Consider the following 17,942-nt stretch of genomic DNA (forward strand, 5'->3'; position numbering starts at 1 on the left):
GTGATGCGATGCAAAAAAACGCCCCGGGGGCACCGGGGCGTTCCGCAACCTGGAAGTGAGGGGTGCTTACGCGGCGACCGAGCTCTCGATCACCTGCGCCTTGGCAGCGCCGGTGTTGATCGCGATCTGGCGCGGCTTCTTGGCTTCGGGGATCTCGCGCACGAGGTCGACGTGAAGCAGGCCGTTCTCGAGCGAGGCGTCCTTCACCTGCACGAAGTCGGCAAGCTGGAAGGCGCGCTCGAAGGCGCGGGCGGCGATGCCGCGATAGAGCACTTCGGACTTCGAGTTCTCGTTGGCGACTTTCTCGCCCTTGATCGTCAGCGTGTTTTCCTTCGCGACGATGGAGAGCTCATCCTTGGCAAAGCCGGAGACCGCAACGCTGATGCGGTAGGCGTTCTCGCCGGTGCGCTCGATGTTGTAGGGAGGATAACCGGGGCTGCCGTCAGTGCCTGCCTGGTCGAGCAGGTTGAAGAGGCGGTCGAAGCCGACAGTGGAACGATAGAACGGGGTGAGATCGTAGGTACGCATGGTCAAGTCCTCCATTGAGCGACTGTTGGTAACCCGCCCGCCAATCGGGCCGGGCTTAGTCTGTGTGCAGCCTGATGTTCCGGTTCCGAAACACTGGTAGCGGCCTGCACTGAGATGATATGGGTGGGTCCTAGACGGCGTTCAAGAGGGCGGAATCAGCGCCTTTTCGGCGCTCCCGCCCCTTGATCTCAAGCACTTGAGTACAGCACTTGGCGCCTACGCACTCCCGATCATGACGCTGATTTCGATTCCGTCCAACCCCGTTCCCGAAGACGTCGTCAGCGGCACCATCAAGACCTCGGATGGCGTCGAGCTGCGCTTTGCGCGCTGGGCGCCGCCGGCCAACCGCAAGGGCACGGTCTGCGTCTTCACCGGGCGCAGCGAGCAGATCGAGAAATATTTCGAGACCGTGCGCGATCTGCGCGACCGCGGCTTTGCGGTGGCGATGATCGACTGGCGCGGGCAGGGGCATTCCGCGCGGCGCCTGCGCGATCCGCGCAAGGGCTATGTGCGCAACTTCTCCGACTACGAGATCGACGTCGAAGCCTTCGTGCAGCAGGTGGTGCTGCCGGACTGTCCGCCGCCCTTCTTCGCGCTGGCCCATTCCATGGGCGGCGCGGTGCTGCTGCGGCTGGCGCATGCGGGCAAGCGCTGGTTCGATCGTATGGTGCTTTCGGCGCCCATGATAGACCTGCCCGGTCGCGCTACCTCACTGCCGGTGCGGATGCTTTTGAAGGCGATGCGGATGATGGGCCGCGGCGGCGCCTACGTTCCCGGCGGCAGCGATCAGCTCACCGGGCTGTCGCCTTTCATCAACAATCCGCTGACCAGCGATCCCGTGCGCTATGCGCGCAATGCCGCGATCCTCGAGGAGGATCCGACGCTGGGCCTGGCGTCACCGACGGTCGCCTGGGCCGATACCGCCTTCCGCGCCATGCACACCTTCAAGGGCATCAACTACCCCTCCGAGATCCGCCAGCCGATCCTGATGTTGGCGGCCTCCAATGACGCCGTGGTCTCGACCGCCGCGATCGAGGAGTTCGCCTACCATTTGCGCGCCGGCTCGCATCTGGTGATCGCCGGATCCAAGCACGAGATCCTCCAGGAGCAGGACCGCTACCGCTCCCAGTTCTGGGCCGCGTTCGATGCCTTCGTGCCGGGCACGCCGCTGTTCAAGTAGCCGTATTCTCCGTCATTGCGAGGAGCCCTTGCGACGAAGCAATCCAGACTGCCTCCTCGGAGAGACTCTGGATTGCTTCGCTGCGCTCGCAATGACGGTGTGGAGGCATTTTGCCTCTCCCGCAGCCGCCTTCGCTGAAGCTTCGGCGGACAAGAGCGGGGAGAGGTGAGACACTCACAGCGTCTTCAGATACTCGATCAGATCGTAGCGCTCTTGTTCCTTGAGCATGCGGCCGATGGTGCCATCCTTGCCGGGACCCGGCGTGCCATCGAACGAGTGACCGGCATTGCTGTTGCCGACCAGGTCGGTGCCGTCGGCAGCTCGCGTCGAGAAGCGCGACTGCCCGGTCTTGCAGCTCTCGCCGTCGGTGACCGCGAAGCCGACCTGCTTCGGATCGTAGTCGCGGCCACCGCCCATGCAGAACGACTTGGGACGTTCGGCCGCAGGGCTCAGCATCCAGTAGAGCGACGGCACCGATCCGTTGTGCAGGTAAGGCGCGGTGGCCCACACGCCGTTGAGCGGTCGCGCGCGATACCACGGCCCCGGCTCATTCTTCTCGGCAGGCTGCGGACCGGGATTGGGGCAGTTCTTTCGCGCACCCCACCAGATATTCTGGACCTTCGGGTCGATCTTGGCGTCGTCCATTGCCTTGCGGCCGACAATGTCGACGAGCACCATCAGGCCAAGCGCGTACGGCATGTCGGTCGAGGAGACGTCCGGCAGATTGCAGCTCCACCAGCCATTGAGATTCTGCGTGGGATCGAGCTTGAGAAAGCCTGGCACCTGAACCGTGCGGGTAGCCAACACACTGGCCTGAGACGGATCGGTTCCCATGCCTTTGGCGCTCTTCTGCACCTCGTTCAGGAATTTGTCGTCGCCGATGCTCTGCCAGCGGTCCGACGACCAGATGCTCTGCTGCGGAAATTCGGTGTCGAACACGGGATCGTTGACCGGACCGAGATGGCATTCGACGCAGATGTCCGCATAGAGCTTGCGGCCGCGTTTGACGCGTTCGCCATCGATCTTCCAGGTCTCGTCGCCGAAGATGTCCGAGGGCCATTTCGGCGATGTCAGTCCGGAGAGCTGCTTCTTGGGATAGGGCGCCGATCCTTTCAGCAGATCCTCGATCCAGTTCAGATTCTTGATGTCGATCGACGAGCGGAACAGCGCCTCCTTGGGCGTGGCGTCGGAAAGATTCAACAGCGCGGTCACGCCCAGTGCTTCGCCGGCGTTGCGGATCAGCGGCTGCTCGATGGAGGCGTCATACTGGGCATATTTGAGCCAGGGCACGGTCCAGATCGGCGGGAAGCTCACCGGTGCGTCCCTGGCGTGCAGATTCTTCTCGAAGCCGCTGAGGCCGCTGAGCGTCATGTCCTGGGAGAAGACCTGATTGCCGATGCGATTGAGCGCATCGAGGCGGCCATAGCCTTCCTCGGTGTCCTGCTGTGGCTCGTCCCGCTTCGTCTTCTCGTTGAACCTCGTCTTGCCTTCGATGGTTTTGGCGTAGGTCTTCTCCCAGTCGACCAGGAAGGTGCCGATCGCGCTCAGCTTCTGCTTCAGCGCATCGCGGTCGGCATCGCTGGCGGAGGGGCCGAGCACGCGGTCGGCAAAGCGCTTGAAGCGACCCGGGACATAGAGCGTGTAGGCGATCGACAGGCCGGTCGTGACCTCGAGCTTCCTGAGGTCGGTCATCGCCGGGCCGCCGTCGAAGCGGATGTCGATGCCCTTGTAGTGAATCTGTCCGGTGTGGCAGGCGGCGCAGGTGAGGCCGATCCGGTCCTCGCCGATCTTGCCGGTCGCAGGATCAGGCACGCCGGTCATGCGCGCAAAGCCGACGGGCAGGCCGTCGACGTTTTCAGCCTGCTTGCCCCAATTGACCGGCGGATCCCACAGCCGCGCCGGCACCGGCTTGGTCTTGTCATAGACATTGGCATAGCCGAAGCGGCGCAGCGTCGCCTCATCGGTGTTGATGGTCTGCGGGCTCGGGATGAAGCCGAAGCGCTGCAGATGGTCGCTGTCGTGCAGCATGCCGGGCTTTGCGAAGAAATGCAGCCGCGGCTGCTCCAGTGCCATGAACCAGCTATAGGGCACCGGGAAGGTCGCGGTGCCCTGGCTGGCATGATGAAACCAGTGCCGGTCCTCCAGCGCCCAGTTTTGCTCGAGCCAGTATGCGGCGCGGGGTTCGACGTGCCGGGGTAATGGCGGCGCCACCAGATTGCCGAGGATGCCGGGCAGCATCGGCTGGAATTGATCGGGAAAGCGCAGCGCCACGATGCCAAAGACCAGGAGCGCGGCGACGAGGCCGCCGACGGCACGCAAGATCAGTGAAGGCGGGCGGACCGGCTGGCTGACCATCCGCTGGGTGACCCTCTCAGGGAATTTGCGCTCGTTGAACAATGTCCTTACCTCGGCCACGCTGAGATAGCGGTCGTCGCCCTGACCCTTGCCCATGATCCTGAGCAGGATCGGCCATTCGAACTTCATCAGGAGCGGGTAATACCAGCGCGCCTGATTGCCGGCGCGCTTGAGATTGTCGTTCATGAAGGTCTGGATCTGCGAGGCGTTGAGGCCGGTCTCGCTGCCGCCAGCGGGATCGGCATACGTGCTGCCGAACCCGGCGAGCCGCGCGATCTGGTCCTCGTTGACCGTCCCGTCGACGCCGAGGATGCGCGAGCCGGCGCCGAGCTTGTCGAGCGGACCGCCGCGCAAGCGGTTGAGCTGCACGCCCCAGAAGATGCTTTGCAGGATGTGACAGGCGCCGTTGGCGATCAGCGCGACGCCGCGGACCTGGACGCGGGCCGAACTCTTCTTCAGCCCGGTCTCGCCGCTTGCATTTGCGATGGTCTGCGACAGCGTCCGCAGAGGTACGGTGCCGCCGTCGACAAAGCCCTCGCCGACGAGGCCGCGCAGGAAAGGGCAGGGATTGTTTGGCGAGACCTGAATCGAGGGGTCGAAGGGGGGCTTCGAGACGGGGTCGTTCATGGCCCAAGATCCTGAAAACAGCGAATCGCGAAATGGGGACGTGCCGATACAGCGCGGAAAAGTCCTAACAAACCGACAGCAACCTATACTACCTCAACGTGTGGGGAAGTGTGGCCGAATTCACTGTCATGTCAAAAAAGCCGGAGGCGCGGTCGCAGCTCGGCCTCAGGATTCGGCGGCGCGTCTGACGTCGCTCTGGACCAGCGTCAGCTTGGTGGCGGGGACGCCCGCCTTCAGCAGCCCGTCGCGGTAATGCGCGATGTCCTCGGGCCGCTTCCAGTGAAAATTCCGCAAATGGCGATCGACATTGAGAGACGGATAGTTGCGCATCAGCACGCCTGTCGCCTCGCTCGCATCAGCGGTCCGGCCCATCTGCGCCAGCGCCGCGGCGCTGATCGCCAGAGCCTGCATATGGTTCGGGTTGATGTAGAGCTGCTCGCGGGCCCAGGACAGCGTCGCGTCATATTGGCGGAGGAGATAATGGCTGAAGGCGTTCAGCGCCGCCCATTGATAACGCGGATCGCTGTTGTCGCGCTGGGCGGCCATCGAGAACAGCTCGATCGCCTGGCGGTGCTCGCCGATCATGAAATGGCAGATGCCGAGCACGCCGCGCGCGCCCATGTCATAAGGGTTGAGCGCGACCGCGCGCCTGGCGGCGTCCATTGCCGCTTCGTGATGACCCTCCAACGCGTGCGCCCAGGTCAGGATCGAGAATGCAAAGGAGGAGCGCGGGTCGAGCCGCACGCTGGTCTCGGCGAGGCTCATCGCCTCGGCCCACATCTCGCGCGTACCCTTGACCCAGCCGAACTGGATGCTCTGGATCTGGATCGTGGCGAGATAGGCATGCGCGATCGACAGCTTGGGATCGAGCGCGATCGCCTCCCGGAATAGCGCGACCGCGGTGGCCAGGTCTTCCTTGGTCTGCCGGTAGTAATGCGACAGCCCTTTCAGGAAGCGGTCCCAGGCCGTGACGTCGTTGGTCGGGCGCGCCGGTGCCGAGGCCTCGGCGCGGACGATCTCGGTGGCGATGGCCGCGGACAGATTGGTCGTGATCTCGTCCTGCATGGCGAAGAGGTCGCCGATGTCGCGGTCGTAGCGGCCGGTCCAGAGCTGCTCGCCGGTCTCGGGCGCGATCAGCTCGGCGGTGACGCGGATCTTGGCGCCGGCGCGCCGCACCGAGCCCTGGATCAGATAGGTGGCATCGATCTCGCGCGCGATCACGCGGGTGCTCGCGTTCTTGCCTTTGAAGGCAAACGTCGAGTTGCGGCTCAGCACGCGGTAGAAGGACTGCAGCGACAGCGCGTGGATCAAGTCCTCGGTCAAGCCGTCGGAGAAATATTCGTCCTGGGAGTCGCTGAGATTGGCAAACGGCAGCACGCCGACGATCGCGGTGCGGTAGGCTTGCGACAGCGCCGAGCCTTCCTTCAGCTCCGGCGCGAGCGCGGCGGCGCCGTCAGGCGTCCAGGTCCAGACCCCGACCGGATCCTTGATGTTCTTGAAGCGGTGGCTGCCGCCATCGACCAGCGGCACGGTGAGATGCTTGCTCGCCTCGCTGTAGGCCTTGGCCGAGATCGCGAACCCGCCGGGGCTCGCCACCGATTCGAGGCGGACGGCGATGTTGACGTCGTCGCCGAACACCTCGTCCTCGTCGGCGATGACATCACCCATGTGGATGCCGAGACGGAACTGCATGGCGCGGTCGGCAGGCAGATGACGGTTGCGCTCCGCCATCAGCACCTGCATCGCGATCGCAGCCTCGGTGGCGCCGACGATGGAGGGGAATTCCAGCAGGAAGCCGTCGCCGGTGTTTTTCACGACGCGGCCGCCGTGGTTGAGGATGATGGGATGAATCGCGTTGCGATGGGCCTTGAAGGCGGCATGGGTGCCGGCCTCGTCACTGCCCATCATCCGGGAATAGCCGGCGACATCGGCGCAGACGATGGCAGCCAGACGTCTTTCCATATCCTCGGAGCTCCAAGGCAAAGGGCGCAGCCCACTTGCGTGGCGGCAGCCCGCGAATCCCGCATTTCAAGAACTGGGCCTTTATAGAGCAGATGATGCCCAGCGAAAGTATGATCCGCATTGCAAATTGATGCAAATCCTGACCATTTCCGATGGTGGACGGCGGGGTGCGAACCGACTAAGGCCAGTCCCTTGGGACGGCCCTGCCGGGCGGCGAGGACCTTTTGATGCTGGGCATTCACGAAATCTGGCTCTTTGTCCTGTCGGGCGTGCTGCTCAACATCACGCCGGGGCCCGATACGGTCTATGTGATCGGCCGCAGCATGCAGATGGGCTGGCGCGGCGGCGCGGCCGCCGCCTTCGGCATCAGTTGTGGCTGCTTTTTCCATGTTGCGGGCGCGGCGATCGGCCTTTCCGCGCTTTTGATGGCCTCATCGACCGCGTTCGGGGTGCTGAAGCTGGTCGGCGCGGCCTATCTGGTTCTGACCGGTCTTCAGATGCTGTGGTCGCGGCCGCGGCTTTTGGCGGTCAAGGACGAGGCGGAGCGCAGCTCGCTGCGGCGGGTCTTCCTCCAGGGCGTCTTCACCAACGCGCTCAATCCCAAGGTCGCGCTGTTCTTCCTGGCCTTCCTGCCTCAATTCGTCGCAGCCGACGCGCCGCACAAGCCGCTCGCTTTCCTGACGCTCGGCCTGATCTTCATCTTCACGGGCACATTATGGTGCCTGGTGCTGGCGGCGTTCGCGGCGAAGGCCGCTCACCGGCTGCGGCAGTCCGAGGGTGTGATCGCCTGGGTCAACCGTGCACTCGGCGGCCTCTTCATCTATCTCGGCATCCGCGTCGCCATGCTGGAGACGCGGTAGCTTTCGCTGCCAACGACCAGCACGGACCATGTAGGGTGGGCAAAGGCGTGCCAGCGCCGTGCCCACCATCGCTCTCGATCGCGAAAAATGCGTGGGCACGCTTCCGCCTTCGCTCTTCGAGCTGCGGCGAAAGCTTTGCCCACCCTACAGATTTGCGTCTTACGCCAACTCCTTCAGCAGCGCGCTGCCGGCGAGGTAAACGCCGAGCAGGATCATCGCGATCATGAACCAGCGGCGAAATGCCTCCGCCGGCATCCGCTGCCGCACTGACTGGCCGACATACATGCCGGCAAAGGCCATCGCCATGGCCACAGTGCCCGGCACGGCATTGGCTGGCGTCAGCAATCCGCCCGCGGTGAGGTTGAAGGCGAGCGCCAACGTCGCCGTGGTGAAGAACACGCCGAGCGCCTGCACCAGCTCGTCCTTCTCCATCCCGATCGCCTGCATGAACGGCATCGAGGGGATCACCTGCACACCCGTCGAGGCCGAGATCACGCCGGTGACGACACCGACCACGCCGCCGACCCATTTCTCGTTCCGCGGGGCGACGTGGAACTTGAGTTTGCTGAGGCCAATAAGGGCATAGATCACCAGCAGGACGCCGAGCACCACGGTGCCGTAGCGCGCATGGGGGCCGGTCAGCGCACCGGCGTTGAGCCAGCATCCGATCACGGTGCCGATCATCAGCGGCCACAGGCGCCTGAGGATGTCGCGCAAATAGGGGCCGACAAAGGTCTGCCAGATGTTGGTGACGATGGCGGGCACAATCACGAGTGCGATCGCGCGGCTCGGCGCCATGTTCACCGCAAGCAGGCCCATCGACACCGTCGGCAGGCCGAGCCCGACGACGCCCTTGACGAATCCGGCAACCAGGAAGACGGCGGCGATGAGAATGAGGAGTGGGTCAATCATAGGGCCACATTGACCGAAGCGGCGCGCGGGCACAATCTGGAGGTTACGGAGATAGCCTTCGTCGCCAACGAAGGCTGGACTTGGAGAAAATCATCCGTGCGTTTCGACCTCGTGGATCTCCAGCTCTTCATCGCCGTCGCCGACCAGCGCAGCATCACTCGCGGCGCCGAGCGATCGCATCTGGCCTTGGCTTCGGCCAGCGCGCGCATCAAGGGTCTCGAGGACGCCCTCGGCGTCGCTCTGCTCAAGCGCGGTCGGCGCGGCGTCGAGCTGACCGCGGCCGGCGAGAGCCTGCTCGATCATGCCCGGCTCGTGATCCACCAGGTCGAGGCCATGCGCGGCGATCTCGCCGGCTTTGCCAGCGGCGTGCGTGCCAGCGTGCACTTCCTCGCCAACACGTCGGGCCTGTCAGAGCATCTGCCGAAGGCGCTCGCCGGCTTCCTGCGCGAGCATCGTGACGTCGCGATCGACATCGAGGAGCGCGAGAGCACCGACATCGCGGCCGCGATCACCGCCGGCGCTGCCGATCTCGGTTTCGCCGCCGAGCACGCGCTGCCGGATCATATCGAGCGCTTCGTGTTCAGCGAGGATCGCCTGACGCTGGTGACGTCGAAGCGCGGCCCGTTCGCCGGCCGCCGCCAGATCGATTTCCAGGAGGCGGGCTCTTGCGAGTTCGTCGGCCTTACCAGTGCCACCGCGCTTCAGATGCACATCTCAAAGCACGCCGCGCGGCTCGGCATGCGCCTGCATTTCCGCGCGCGCCTGCGCGACTTCGATGCGATCTGCCAGCTGGTCTCAGCCGATGTCGGCGTCGCCCTTGTGCCCGAAGCCGCCGCCCGCCGTTGCGCCAGGCTGATGCCGCTCGCCATGGTCCGCCTGCGCGACGGCTTCGCCAACCGCAAGCTCGTGATCTGCGCGCGCAGCTTCAAGGCGCTGCCGCGCCCGGCCAAGATGCTGGTGGAGCATTTGCGGGCAGAGGCGGTGTGAGGACGAATGCGCGCCAATGTGAGCTTCCGCCGTCGCCGCGGGTCCCGCTGCGCTCCCTCCCCCACAAGGGGGGAGGGAACGCACCTGTCGCGTTGTGAGGGCCTCCTACTTCGCCGTCTCCACGCCTGCGTCCTTGATCACCTTCGCCCACTTCTTGGTCTCAACCGCGATGAAGGCGCGAAAATGCTCCGGCTCGTCGCCAACAAGCGCTGCGCCCTGCTGGGCGAGCTTCTCCTTCACTGCGGGATCCGCCATCGCCTTGGTCGCGAGGTCATGCAGCGCGGTGACGATCTCTTTCGGCGTGCCCTTGGGCGCGACCATGCCGTACCAATTCTCGATGCGCAGATCGGGAAAGCCGGCCTCCGCCGTGGTCGGCACCTCCGGCGCCGTGGGTGTGCGCTCGGCGGAGCCGACCGCCATCGGCCGCAGCGCGCCGGCCTTGACCTGCGGCAGCAGCGCCGGGAGATCGAGGAATGTCATCTGCACCTGTTGGCCCAAGAGATCGTTCACCGCCGGCGCGGCGCCGCGATAGGGCACGTGCACGATGTCGATCCTGGCCGTCAGCTTGAACAATTCGCCGGCGAGGTGCGGCAGGCTGCCGGGTCCGGTCGAGGCGAAGTTGAGTTTTCCCGGCTGCGCTTTCGCGAGCGCTATCAATTCGCCGATGTCGTTGGCAGGCACATTGGTGGCTACGACAAGCATTTCCGGCACGGTCGCAACCAGGGTCACCGGCGTCAGATCATTGAGCGTGTCGTAGGCGACCCTTTCCATGCTCGGGCTGATCGCGAGCGCGCCGGCGCTGGTGATCGCGATGGTGTAGCCGTCGGGCGCGGCTTTGGCCACCGTATCGGTCCCGAGCACGCCGCCCTGGCCGCCGCGATTGTCGATCAGCACCGGCTGGCCCGACAGCTCCGACATGCGCTGGCCGATCACGCGGGCGATGATGTCGTTGGGACCGCCGGCCGGGAACGGCACGATCAGCTTGATTGGTCTCGCCGGAAAATTCTGGGCGGAGGCGAGCGCGGGAAGCAGCAGCAGGATGGCGAGAAGGAGCGTGCGGCGTTTTTTCATGCAAGCTCCCCGCGCATGATCCGGAAAAGTGTGCTGCGGTTTTCCGAAAGGATCATGCGCTAAACAATAAGCCGCCTAGGCATTGAGCAGCTTCAGTGCCTCTTCGTGGACGCGTGGATCACCCGCCGCGACGATGCGGCCGCCGCCCTGGGCCGGCTTGCCTTCCCAGGTGGTGACCACGCCGCCGGCGCCGGTCACGATCGGGATCAGCGCGGCGATGTCATAAGGCTTCAGCTCGGTCTCGACCACGAGATCGACATGGCCGGCCGCGAGCATGCAATAGGAATAGCAATCGCCGCCATAGCGTGACAGCCGCGCACCCTGCTCAATGCGGCCGAAAATGGCGCGGTCGCGCTCGTTCATCAGCAAGGGAGAGGTGGTGTAGGTCGTCGCCTCCGACAGCGAGGCGCAGCGGCGGACCTGCAGCCGGCGTTCACTGGTGGGCCCTTTATAGTTGGCCGAGCCGTTGTCGCCGGAAAAGCGCTCGCCGATGAAGGGCTGGTGCATCATGCCGTAAACCGGCGTGCCCTTGTGCAGAAGCGCGATCAGCGTGCCCCAGATCGGAAAGCCGCCGATGAAGGATTTGGTGCCGTCGATAGGGTCGAGCACCCAGACATAGTCGGCGTCCTCGCGCTCATTGCCGAATTCCTCGCCGACAATGCCGTGCTGGGGGAAGCTCGCCTTGATCAGCCGTCGCATCACCGCCTCGGCGGCGCGATCGGCCTCGGTCACCGGATCGAAATCCTTGGTTTTGCTCTTGTCGTCGATCGACAGCGAGGTGCGGAAGAACGGCAGGATGGTCTCGCCGGAGGCGGTGGCGAGCCGTCCGATGAAGGCTGAGAAATCGATCACCGTCACGGCACATCCTCAAAACGAAAGTTGGCTGAAGCTCGCATCTGCCTAGCTCAATTCGCCGCGTGCGTGCAGCGCTGTCTTGATTTGCACCCTGGTATTTTGGGCCCGGCGACCGGTTGCTCCAGCAAGCTAAATAGTCAGACGATTGGCGAGCCATCTGCTGGCCAAATATCGATCATTGAGTTGAAAACTTAGTTCCGAACATGCCTTGTTCGTATGCAAATGACTATCAACCCATTGAATTTCCTTATCAAAGAAACTGAATCTGGGTTTCTCTGGGAGCAACTGAGCCATGTGTTTTTGCATGGGAAACGGCTCAAAAGCCCTTGCACTTTGTGCGACGCGGCCGCATATTGTTGCGGTGCGGTAGCGCTTCTCGCGTTACCGCTGCCCTCCTTGGGCGTTTCCTCCCTAGACTTGGGCCGCTTGCGTCATTCGCGAGCGGCCCTTTTTTCTTGTCTGTCTGTTTTCAGTTTGGCGCGCGATCCCGGGCCAAACGCAAACGCCTTCGCGCCAATCGCAGGAAAGATGATCGTTCGAGCCGGCGCGTCTATTCCGCCGCGGCCTGGAACGGGCCGAGATCGCCGAACGGGATCGTGGTCGCCAGCACGTCGGCGAGAACGCCGAAATCACTCGCCACTTGCGCAAAGCGCGGGCTGCGCTCGCGGCGGCGCTCATCCATGTAGATCGCGCGGTTGAACTCGAGCTGCACGGCATGCAGGCCGCTCGCGGGGTTGCCGTAGTGCTCGGTGATGAACCCGCCGGCATAGGGCTTGTTGCGGCCGATCGAATAGCCGAGCCCCGTCATGGTCTCCTCGACGCGGTCGGGCAGCAGCGGCGTGCAGCTCGTGCCGTAGCGGTCGCCGATCACGACGTCCGGCCGGCGCGGCTCGTCCCTGCTGACGCCGACCGAGGGCATCGAGTGGCAGTCGACCAGCACCACGGTGCCGAACATCTGGTGCACCTTGTTGATCAGCCGGCGCAGCGCGCGGTGGTAGGGCTTGTACAGCGTCTCGATCCGCGCCAGCGCGTCGTCGACAGCGATGCGGTCGCGATAGATCTCCTGGCCGTCGCCGACCACGCGCGGAATCGTGCCTAATCCGCCGGCGACCCGCATCGAGCGGGTGTTGGCGAAGCTCGGCAGGCGGCCGGTGAACATGCGGGGGTCGAGCTCATAGGGCTCTCTGTTGACGTCGACATAGGAGCGGGGAAAGTTGACCCGCACGGTCGGAAAGCCGCGTGCGCTCAAATGGCCGATCAGCTCGTCCATGAAGGAGTCTTCCGAGCGCCGCAGCGTCGGCAAGTCGATCCGGGATGCGTTCAGGAATTCGTCCGGGTATGTCGAGCCGGAATGGGGCGAGTTGAAGATAACAGGCGCGCGCCACTCGGCGGGCTCCACGATCTCGAAGGCTGGCGACACCTCGCCGTCAAACCGGGTCATCTTCTCAGGCTTCGTCCCTTCACGCCGCACGATCCAGCATGGGTCCAGATCGGGTGATTCGGCCGATCGAGCGGCTCTTATGTGTCGTCATTGTCCGGAATCGCAACCATTCTGCCAAGCGAAAAAGCGTGATCCGCGCTGGAACATGTCTTAACTGTGTGGGCAGGCAGGCGTGGATGCGTGGGCGCACCGGAATTGATTCGTCGCCCGTTCCGGTTCACAACACCCCTCGCAGCGCGAGCCCAGAGGGTTAAGATTTTCACCCCAAATTTACCCTCTGTCGGGCTTAGTGACCTCTGCATATCCTCTGGGGATCGACGTTCCGCCCATGCCAAAAATCCTGCTCGCCGAAGACGACAACGACATGCGCCGTTTCCTGGTCAAGGCGCTGGAAAACGCCGGTTTTCAGGTCTCGTCCCATGACAACGGCATGGCCGCCTATCAGCGCTTGCGGGAAGAGCCGTTCGAGATGCTGCTGACCGACATCGTGATGCCGGAGATGGACGGTATCGAGCTCGCCCGCCGGGCCTCGGAACTCGACCCCGACATCAAGATCATGTTCATCACCGGCTTTGCCGCAGTGGCCCTGAACTCGGATTCGGACGCCCCCAAGAACGCCAAGGTGCTGTCGAAGCCCGTTCACCTCAGAGAATTGGTGAGCGAAGTGAACAAGATGCTGGCGGCCTAAATCGGCCGCGTTCCGTCCTTGCGCCGGCTCCCCTGAGCCGTTATAGGGACCCCCACCCGACCTATCCGGACTATTAGGGCACGTAGCTCAGCGGGAGAGCACTACCTTGACATGGTAGGGGTCACAGGTTCGATCCCTGTCGTGCCCACCATCCTCTCAATGACTTAGGCGTTCGGCGCCCGAGGCCTGAAGGGGTGGTTTCCGCGAAATTTCCAAGAAGGCCCATTTTACCGCGAGCCGCCCCGCCCAGATGAAGCTGGCCGCCCCAACGCGGTCGCTTGATTTCCAGACCCCTGGAGAAGGATGCCGAAGCATAACCTGGCTTTCCGTGGCGGGGCCGGGGATCAATCACTCGTCTGGCGAGACTCATCCGAACGCGAACCATGCCAGCACGGCAAATATCGGGATAAGCGCCACGCCGAACAATACGATGGGCGACGGCTCGTTGCCTGTGCGGTCATCCCTCATGTTCTAGTTCCTCGGAGAAAACCCCGCGACGGAGGCGAAGCGGGCTTTCCCTGCTATGAGGAGATGCGTGGTCTGCCCGTCGAATGAATGCCCGCTCCGGAGATCAGTTCCTAAAGACAAGTTCTCGGACGCTCTTGATTTTGCTGGCTAGGCAAGTCGTCGAGGTAGACTGTTGTGAATGGTGCAGGCCGCTACTGCGGCGTGACCAAAGGCGACAGAGATTTGGTGCAGATCGACGACAAGATCTCCAACACCGTAGAGACCGGCGATTGATGTCCGCTGGCGATCGTCGACCGTGAGATAGCCTCCATCGGTATGCGCTGCGCCAAGCGATAGTGCGAGTTGCGAGCGAACCTCGGCGCCCATGGCCGGGTATATGACATCGAACTCGACTGCCTTGTCGGCAAGCGCGGCCTCTAGCTTGTCACCGGAGCGTCTCAAGCTCACGTCTGGCGCATGGATGAGGGAAATATCGGTTTCGGCAAGCGCGGATGCCATATCGTCTCCGTTCATGCGGGTCGCGAGCACGGTCACGTCTGTAGAGAAGCCGCGCAGAAATAGTGCCTTGGGCGTCGCTTGGTCCAGCGGTCCCACCACCGCGACACGACGGCCCGTCGCTTCATAGGCGTCACATACGGGGCAATACCGCAACAGTCCCTCAGCGACCGCAAGGCGCCATTGCTCACATGTCGGATGGATGTCAACTATCCCGCAAGCGAGCACGACCGTCGCGGCATCGGCGACCCCACCGGTCCAGGTTGCCTGAAATCCATCCTGTGCCTTTTCGAGCGACGTGACCTCGGCACGGAACAGCGGCACCTTTAGCTCCGCGAGTTGCGCGGTCATGCGCGCCAGAAGCTCCGTTCCGGGTAACCCGCCGGCAAAACCCGGTAGATTGTGGCTGCGGGGGATGAGGGCGGCCCGACTTGCTCCGGCATCAATCACGCATACGCTGCGGCGGAAGCGGGCCAGGTAGATGGCGGTCATCAATCCTGCGGGCCCGCCGCCGACGATCACGCAATCGAGGGACATCGCATCCTCATATGAACCACGTCACGACCAATCCGGTGCTGGCGGCAAAGATCACAATCACTGTCGCACAAGACAGGATATTGAGCGGCAGGCTATTGACCTTGTCGCCCATGATACGGCGGTTGTTCGTTATCAGCAGGATGAACAGAAGGAGTGGTGGCGTCGAAAACCCCTGCACGATGCCGGAATAGATCAAGGCTCGCATCGGGTTGAGGCCCAGGAAGTTCAAACAGGCGGCCGCGGCCGTAAAGCCGGTGATGACGAGGTAAAATGCCGGCGCTTCGCTGGGCTTGTCATGAAGGCTGCTCTTCCAGCCCAACACTTGACACAGGTCATAGGCTGCCCCCGTTGTCATGACCGGAATAGCGAGAAAGCCGACCGCGATGATGCCGACGGCAAACAGGATGCCTGCAGCGTCACCCGCGAGTGGACGCAAGGCCTCGGCGGCTTGCGTTGCGGAATCTATGTTGGTCTGGCCGGCCTTGAACAACGTGGCTCCGGTCGCAAGGATGATGAAGTACATGATGACGTTGGAGAACAGCATCCCCGTCAGGATATCCATCCGGGATTTGTGCAGGTCGGACTCGCTGGAGCCTTGGCGCTCCCTCACTTTGACGCGCCCCTGGGCAATCTTCTCCTCGACTTCAACGTTGGACTGCCAGGTGTAAAGATAAGCCGAGAGGCTCGTGCCGATGATCGCGACGAGAATGGATAGGAAATCACGTGAGAAGTGGATCATCGGTACAAGCGTTCCACGCAGAACTTCCCAGGGATCCGGCCTCGCAAGCAACGCCGAGGCCACGTAAGCAAAGAGAGCGAGCGCAAGCCATCGGAATATGTTCCGGATGAGTTCGTAGGAGCCACATAGCTGGAGCGCTACGATCATCGCGGCAACGATGACAACGATAACGGGTGTTGCAATTGGAATGAACAGCTGGAGGGCCGCTGCCATTCCGCCGAGGTCTGCCGCAGCCTCGATGGTGTTTCCGATCAGGACTCCGATCAACGTGGGCCACAGGATCCAGCGCGGATAGATCTCCCGGATGACATGAAACAGACCTTTCCCGCTGACCTGCCCCAGCTTGGACGAGAGATACACGACCGCGAACATCATGGGGAAGGTCACCGGCGCGGTCCATAGAAGCGCCGTGCCGAATTGAGCGCCTGCGCTCGCGTAAGTCCCAATCGCAGAACAGTCGTCGTCTGCTGCGCCGGTCACCACCCCCAGACCAACTGCACGTGCAAAGCGGCGGTGACCTGAACTTCCCGTGGTTGGCTCTGATGGCTCCTCGGCGCGCTCTGCTTGGGGCATCAACAAGCCAATGCTGTTAGACTCTTGCACATCTGCGGAGCCAATCTCGTCCCGATGCAATAGTTCCTGCAGCCTGGGTGCCGGCGGCAACTGGATTGTGCTGCGCCTAACGTTTGTGAATGTGGATCAGGCAAACACTCTGCTAGCTTAGCCGATGACTTGGGTGCTTGAATTGCTTGGGGGGATGCTGCTGACGCGAGGCGGCTGCTTCCATGGACATTCTTTATTGCCGGCTTGTTCGTGGGGCAGGTCATGTTGCTTTCCGAAAGATTTAGTGAGCGAACCGTCTCCAACATGGACGTCGCATTGGAGCGGGCTTGCAGGCTGATGCCGTTGACGTTCGAAGGACATCCAGCGCGGAGATATGTCGCCGAAAAGATCGTCGAATGTGCCGCTCGGCATACACAGACGTTCGGGGGAATGACGGAGGCAGCAAGGCGGGCTGTGGCTGAACTGGCGGAGATCGTGGAGATGGATTGACGATCTGCGCCGCTGTCTCCACTCCTGATCCTACGACAGCCGCATCGCGACTATCTGGTCGTTCGGAAGATCTAGCCGATCGATAACGTAGCGGCCGAGGTCGTGCACATCAGTGGAGCCGATTGGTCAGAGCCCGACAGGCACGCCGAGGCGTCCGAGGCCCGGCAGCTTGAGCGCGGGACGCCGGATGTCAAATCCGAGAACGGCGCCGAAGACGTTTATCTCCAGGCCTTCGACCCATCCGACCGTGAGCCCCGCGTATCCGCCAAGCGAAGCGAAGACGCCGGTGCCCGATGGCGTCATGCCGATCCAATGGCCGTCATAAGGGAAGTCCTTGCCGATAGCAGTCGGCGGCAGGACGGCCCGAAGCTCCGGTACGGCATCGAGCGCGGCCTGCACGAAGGTATTCGAGTTGGGGCCGGGCCAAGCGCTGTAGTCGCCATAGGCTCGAAACCTGTAGTTCTCGATCACGTACCGGATCTTGGGAATGAGTGCCGCAGCCCGGTCCCCATCGAGCGCGACGATGGTCTCGGGCATGGCGCCGAACCATCGCCCGTCGGGGGCGAAACCGTTCGCGCGGATCGGCTCGCCCCACGCGGTATAGTCGTATCGGCTGTACGTTGCCGCGCCCTTTTCCTTCACCACGATCCAGGTATGTACCGCGAATATGCTGCGCCAGCGAACGGTTCGCGCAGCGAAGACGCGGACCACCGCATCCGGATGGGTCGCTGCGGCCGGCAACAAGCCGGCGCTGGAGCGATCGGCGGTTTGCCAGTTGCCCCGGCCATCGCCAAGCCAAAGATACCGCGCAGCCGATGCGGCGAGCGGCACGAAGATGAGAACAAGGAAGACAAGCAAGATTTTTTTCACGTGGTGCTGCGGAGAAGCTGGCCACATATAAGCCGGATCTTTGCTGGCGCCACAGATGCTGCCGTTGACGACGTCTCGGTTAGCCTGATCCGGCGACCTGACAGAACGCCTCCTGAACAGCCCGCCGGGCGACACGCTCTGCGGCTCAGGGTTTATCTTAACCAACTCGGTTGCTGTGAAAATAAATTTGAAGCTGCCCTTGAAACTTTTTTCGCGCTCCTAAATTCCTTGGTCGTCGTCATTCTGGCGGCCGGGATGCCTTCTGGGTCCCGCGAATTGAGACGGGCGCCGGCGGTGTCCGGAGCCTGCTCGTA

General features: G+C 63.2%; 14 protein-coding genes and 1 tRNA gene. 5 read left to right on the top strand and 10 right to left on the bottom strand.

Annotated features, from left to right (window positions below; translation table 11 throughout):
* Positions 1 to 66: 66 nt before the first annotated feature.
* Positions 67 to 528 (bottom strand): Hsp20 family protein, encoded by a 462-nt coding sequence (locus tag HYH07_RS10130; RefSeq protein WP_220002355.1) that lies wholly within the window; start codon positions 526 to 528, stop codon positions 67 to 69.
* Between the two features lie 232 nt (positions 529 to 760).
* Here HYH07_RS10130 and HYH07_RS10135 point away from each other — a divergent pair, with 232 nt between their 5' ends.
* Complete coding sequence (locus HYH07_RS10135) at positions 761 to 1,708, top strand: alpha/beta fold hydrolase (protein ID WP_220002495.1); 948 nt, start codon at positions 761 to 763, stop codon at positions 1,706 to 1,708.
* A 174-nt stretch (positions 1,709 to 1,882) separates the two neighbouring features.
* Here HYH07_RS10135 and HYH07_RS10140 read toward each other — a convergent pair whose 3' ends face one another.
* Both HYH07_RS10140 and HYH07_RS10145 read right to left on the bottom strand, forming a co-directional pair.
* Positions 1,883 to 4,690 (bottom strand): di-heme-cytochrome C peroxidase, encoded by a 2,808-nt coding sequence (locus HYH07_RS10140; RefSeq protein ID WP_220002356.1) that lies wholly within the window; start codon positions 4,688 to 4,690, stop codon positions 1,883 to 1,885.
* 165 nt (positions 4,691 to 4,855) lie between these two features.
* Positions 4,856 to 6,652, bottom strand: coding sequence for an adenylate/guanylate cyclase domain-containing protein (locus HYH07_RS10145; protein ID WP_220002357.1), 1,797 nt, complete (start codon positions 6,650 to 6,652; stop codon positions 4,856 to 4,858).
* Between the two features lie 227 nt (positions 6,653 to 6,879).
* Between HYH07_RS10145 and HYH07_RS10150 the strand changes: the two genes are divergently transcribed.
* Entirely contained in the window at positions 6,880 to 7,512 is a 633-nt protein-coding gene (locus HYH07_RS10150; protein ID WP_057752783.1) for a LysE family translocator, read from the top strand.
* A gap of 159 nt (positions 7,513 to 7,671) precedes the next feature.
* Here the strand turns inward: HYH07_RS10150 and HYH07_RS10155 are convergent, their stop codons facing one another.
* Positions 7,672 to 8,424, bottom strand: coding sequence for a sulfite exporter TauE/SafE family protein (locus tag HYH07_RS10155; RefSeq protein WP_220002358.1), 753 nt, complete (start codon positions 8,422 to 8,424; stop codon positions 7,672 to 7,674).
* A 96-nt stretch (positions 8,425 to 8,520) separates the two neighbouring features.
* On the opposite strand from HYH07_RS10155, the gene HYH07_RS10160 reads away from it, so the two are divergent.
* Entirely contained in the window at positions 8,521 to 9,411 is an 891-nt protein-coding gene (locus tag HYH07_RS10160) for a LysR substrate-binding domain-containing protein (RefSeq protein WP_220002359.1), read from the top strand.
* Between the two features lie 105 nt (positions 9,412 to 9,516).
* On the opposite strand, the gene HYH07_RS10165 is transcribed toward HYH07_RS10160, so the two are convergent.
* From HYH07_RS10165 to HYH07_RS10175, 3 genes are all read right to left on the bottom strand, one after another.
* A complete protein-coding gene (locus HYH07_RS10165; RefSeq protein WP_220002360.1) occupies positions 9,517 to 10,482 on the bottom strand; it encodes a tripartite tricarboxylate transporter substrate binding protein in 966 nt (321 codons plus the stop codon).
* 75 nt (positions 10,483 to 10,557) lie between these two features.
* Positions 10,558 to 11,340: a histidinol-phosphatase gene (hisN, locus tag HYH07_RS10170; protein WP_220002361.1), complete on the bottom strand. Its 783-nt coding sequence runs from the start codon at positions 11,338 to 11,340 to the stop codon at positions 10,558 to 10,560.
* Between the two features lie 547 nt (positions 11,341 to 11,887).
* The gene (locus tag HYH07_RS10175; RefSeq protein WP_220002362.1) at positions 11,888 to 12,778 is read right to left on the bottom strand and encodes an N-formylglutamate amidohydrolase; all 891 of its coding nucleotides are present in this window, start codon (positions 12,776 to 12,778) and stop codon (positions 11,888 to 11,890) included.
* Positions 12,779 to 13,106: 328 nt separating this feature from the next.
* Here HYH07_RS10175 and cpdR point away from each other — a divergent pair, with 328 nt between their 5' ends.
* Together cpdR and HYH07_RS10185 are read left to right on the top strand one after the other, a co-directional pair.
* On the top strand, positions 13,107 to 13,466 hold the full coding sequence (gene cpdR, locus HYH07_RS10180; RefSeq protein WP_007597092.1) for a cell cycle two-component system response regulator CpdR: 360 nt from the start codon (positions 13,107 to 13,109) through the stop codon (positions 13,464 to 13,466).
* Between the two features lie 76 nt (positions 13,467 to 13,542).
* Positions 13,543 to 13,617: transfer RNA gene (locus HYH07_RS10185), tRNA-Val, on the top strand.
* A gap of 464 nt (positions 13,618 to 14,081) precedes the next feature.
* Here the strand turns inward: HYH07_RS10185 and HYH07_RS10190 are convergent.
* From HYH07_RS10190 to HYH07_RS10200, 3 genes are all read right to left on the bottom strand, one after another.
* Complete coding sequence (locus tag HYH07_RS10190) at positions 14,082 to 14,966, bottom strand: NAD(P)/FAD-dependent oxidoreductase (RefSeq protein ID WP_220002363.1); 885 nt, start codon at positions 14,964 to 14,966, stop codon at positions 14,082 to 14,084.
* A gap of 7 nt (positions 14,967 to 14,973) precedes the next feature.
* Positions 14,974 to 16,278: an Nramp family divalent metal transporter gene (locus HYH07_RS10195; RefSeq protein ID WP_220002364.1), complete on the bottom strand. Its 1,305-nt coding sequence runs from the start codon at positions 16,276 to 16,278 to the stop codon at positions 14,974 to 14,976.
* Between the two features lie 606 nt (positions 16,279 to 16,884).
* Complete coding sequence (locus tag HYH07_RS10200; RefSeq protein WP_220002496.1) at positions 16,885 to 17,616, bottom strand: DUF3750 domain-containing protein; 732 nt, start codon at positions 17,614 to 17,616, stop codon at positions 16,885 to 16,887.
* Positions 17,617 to 17,942: the final 326 nt, after the last annotated feature.

The sequence above is a fragment of the Bradyrhizobium sp. BR 10261 genome, from assembly GCF_019455395.1.
Classification (GTDB): Bacteria; Pseudomonadota; Alphaproteobacteria; order Rhizobiales; family Xanthobacteraceae; genus Bradyrhizobium; species Bradyrhizobium manausense.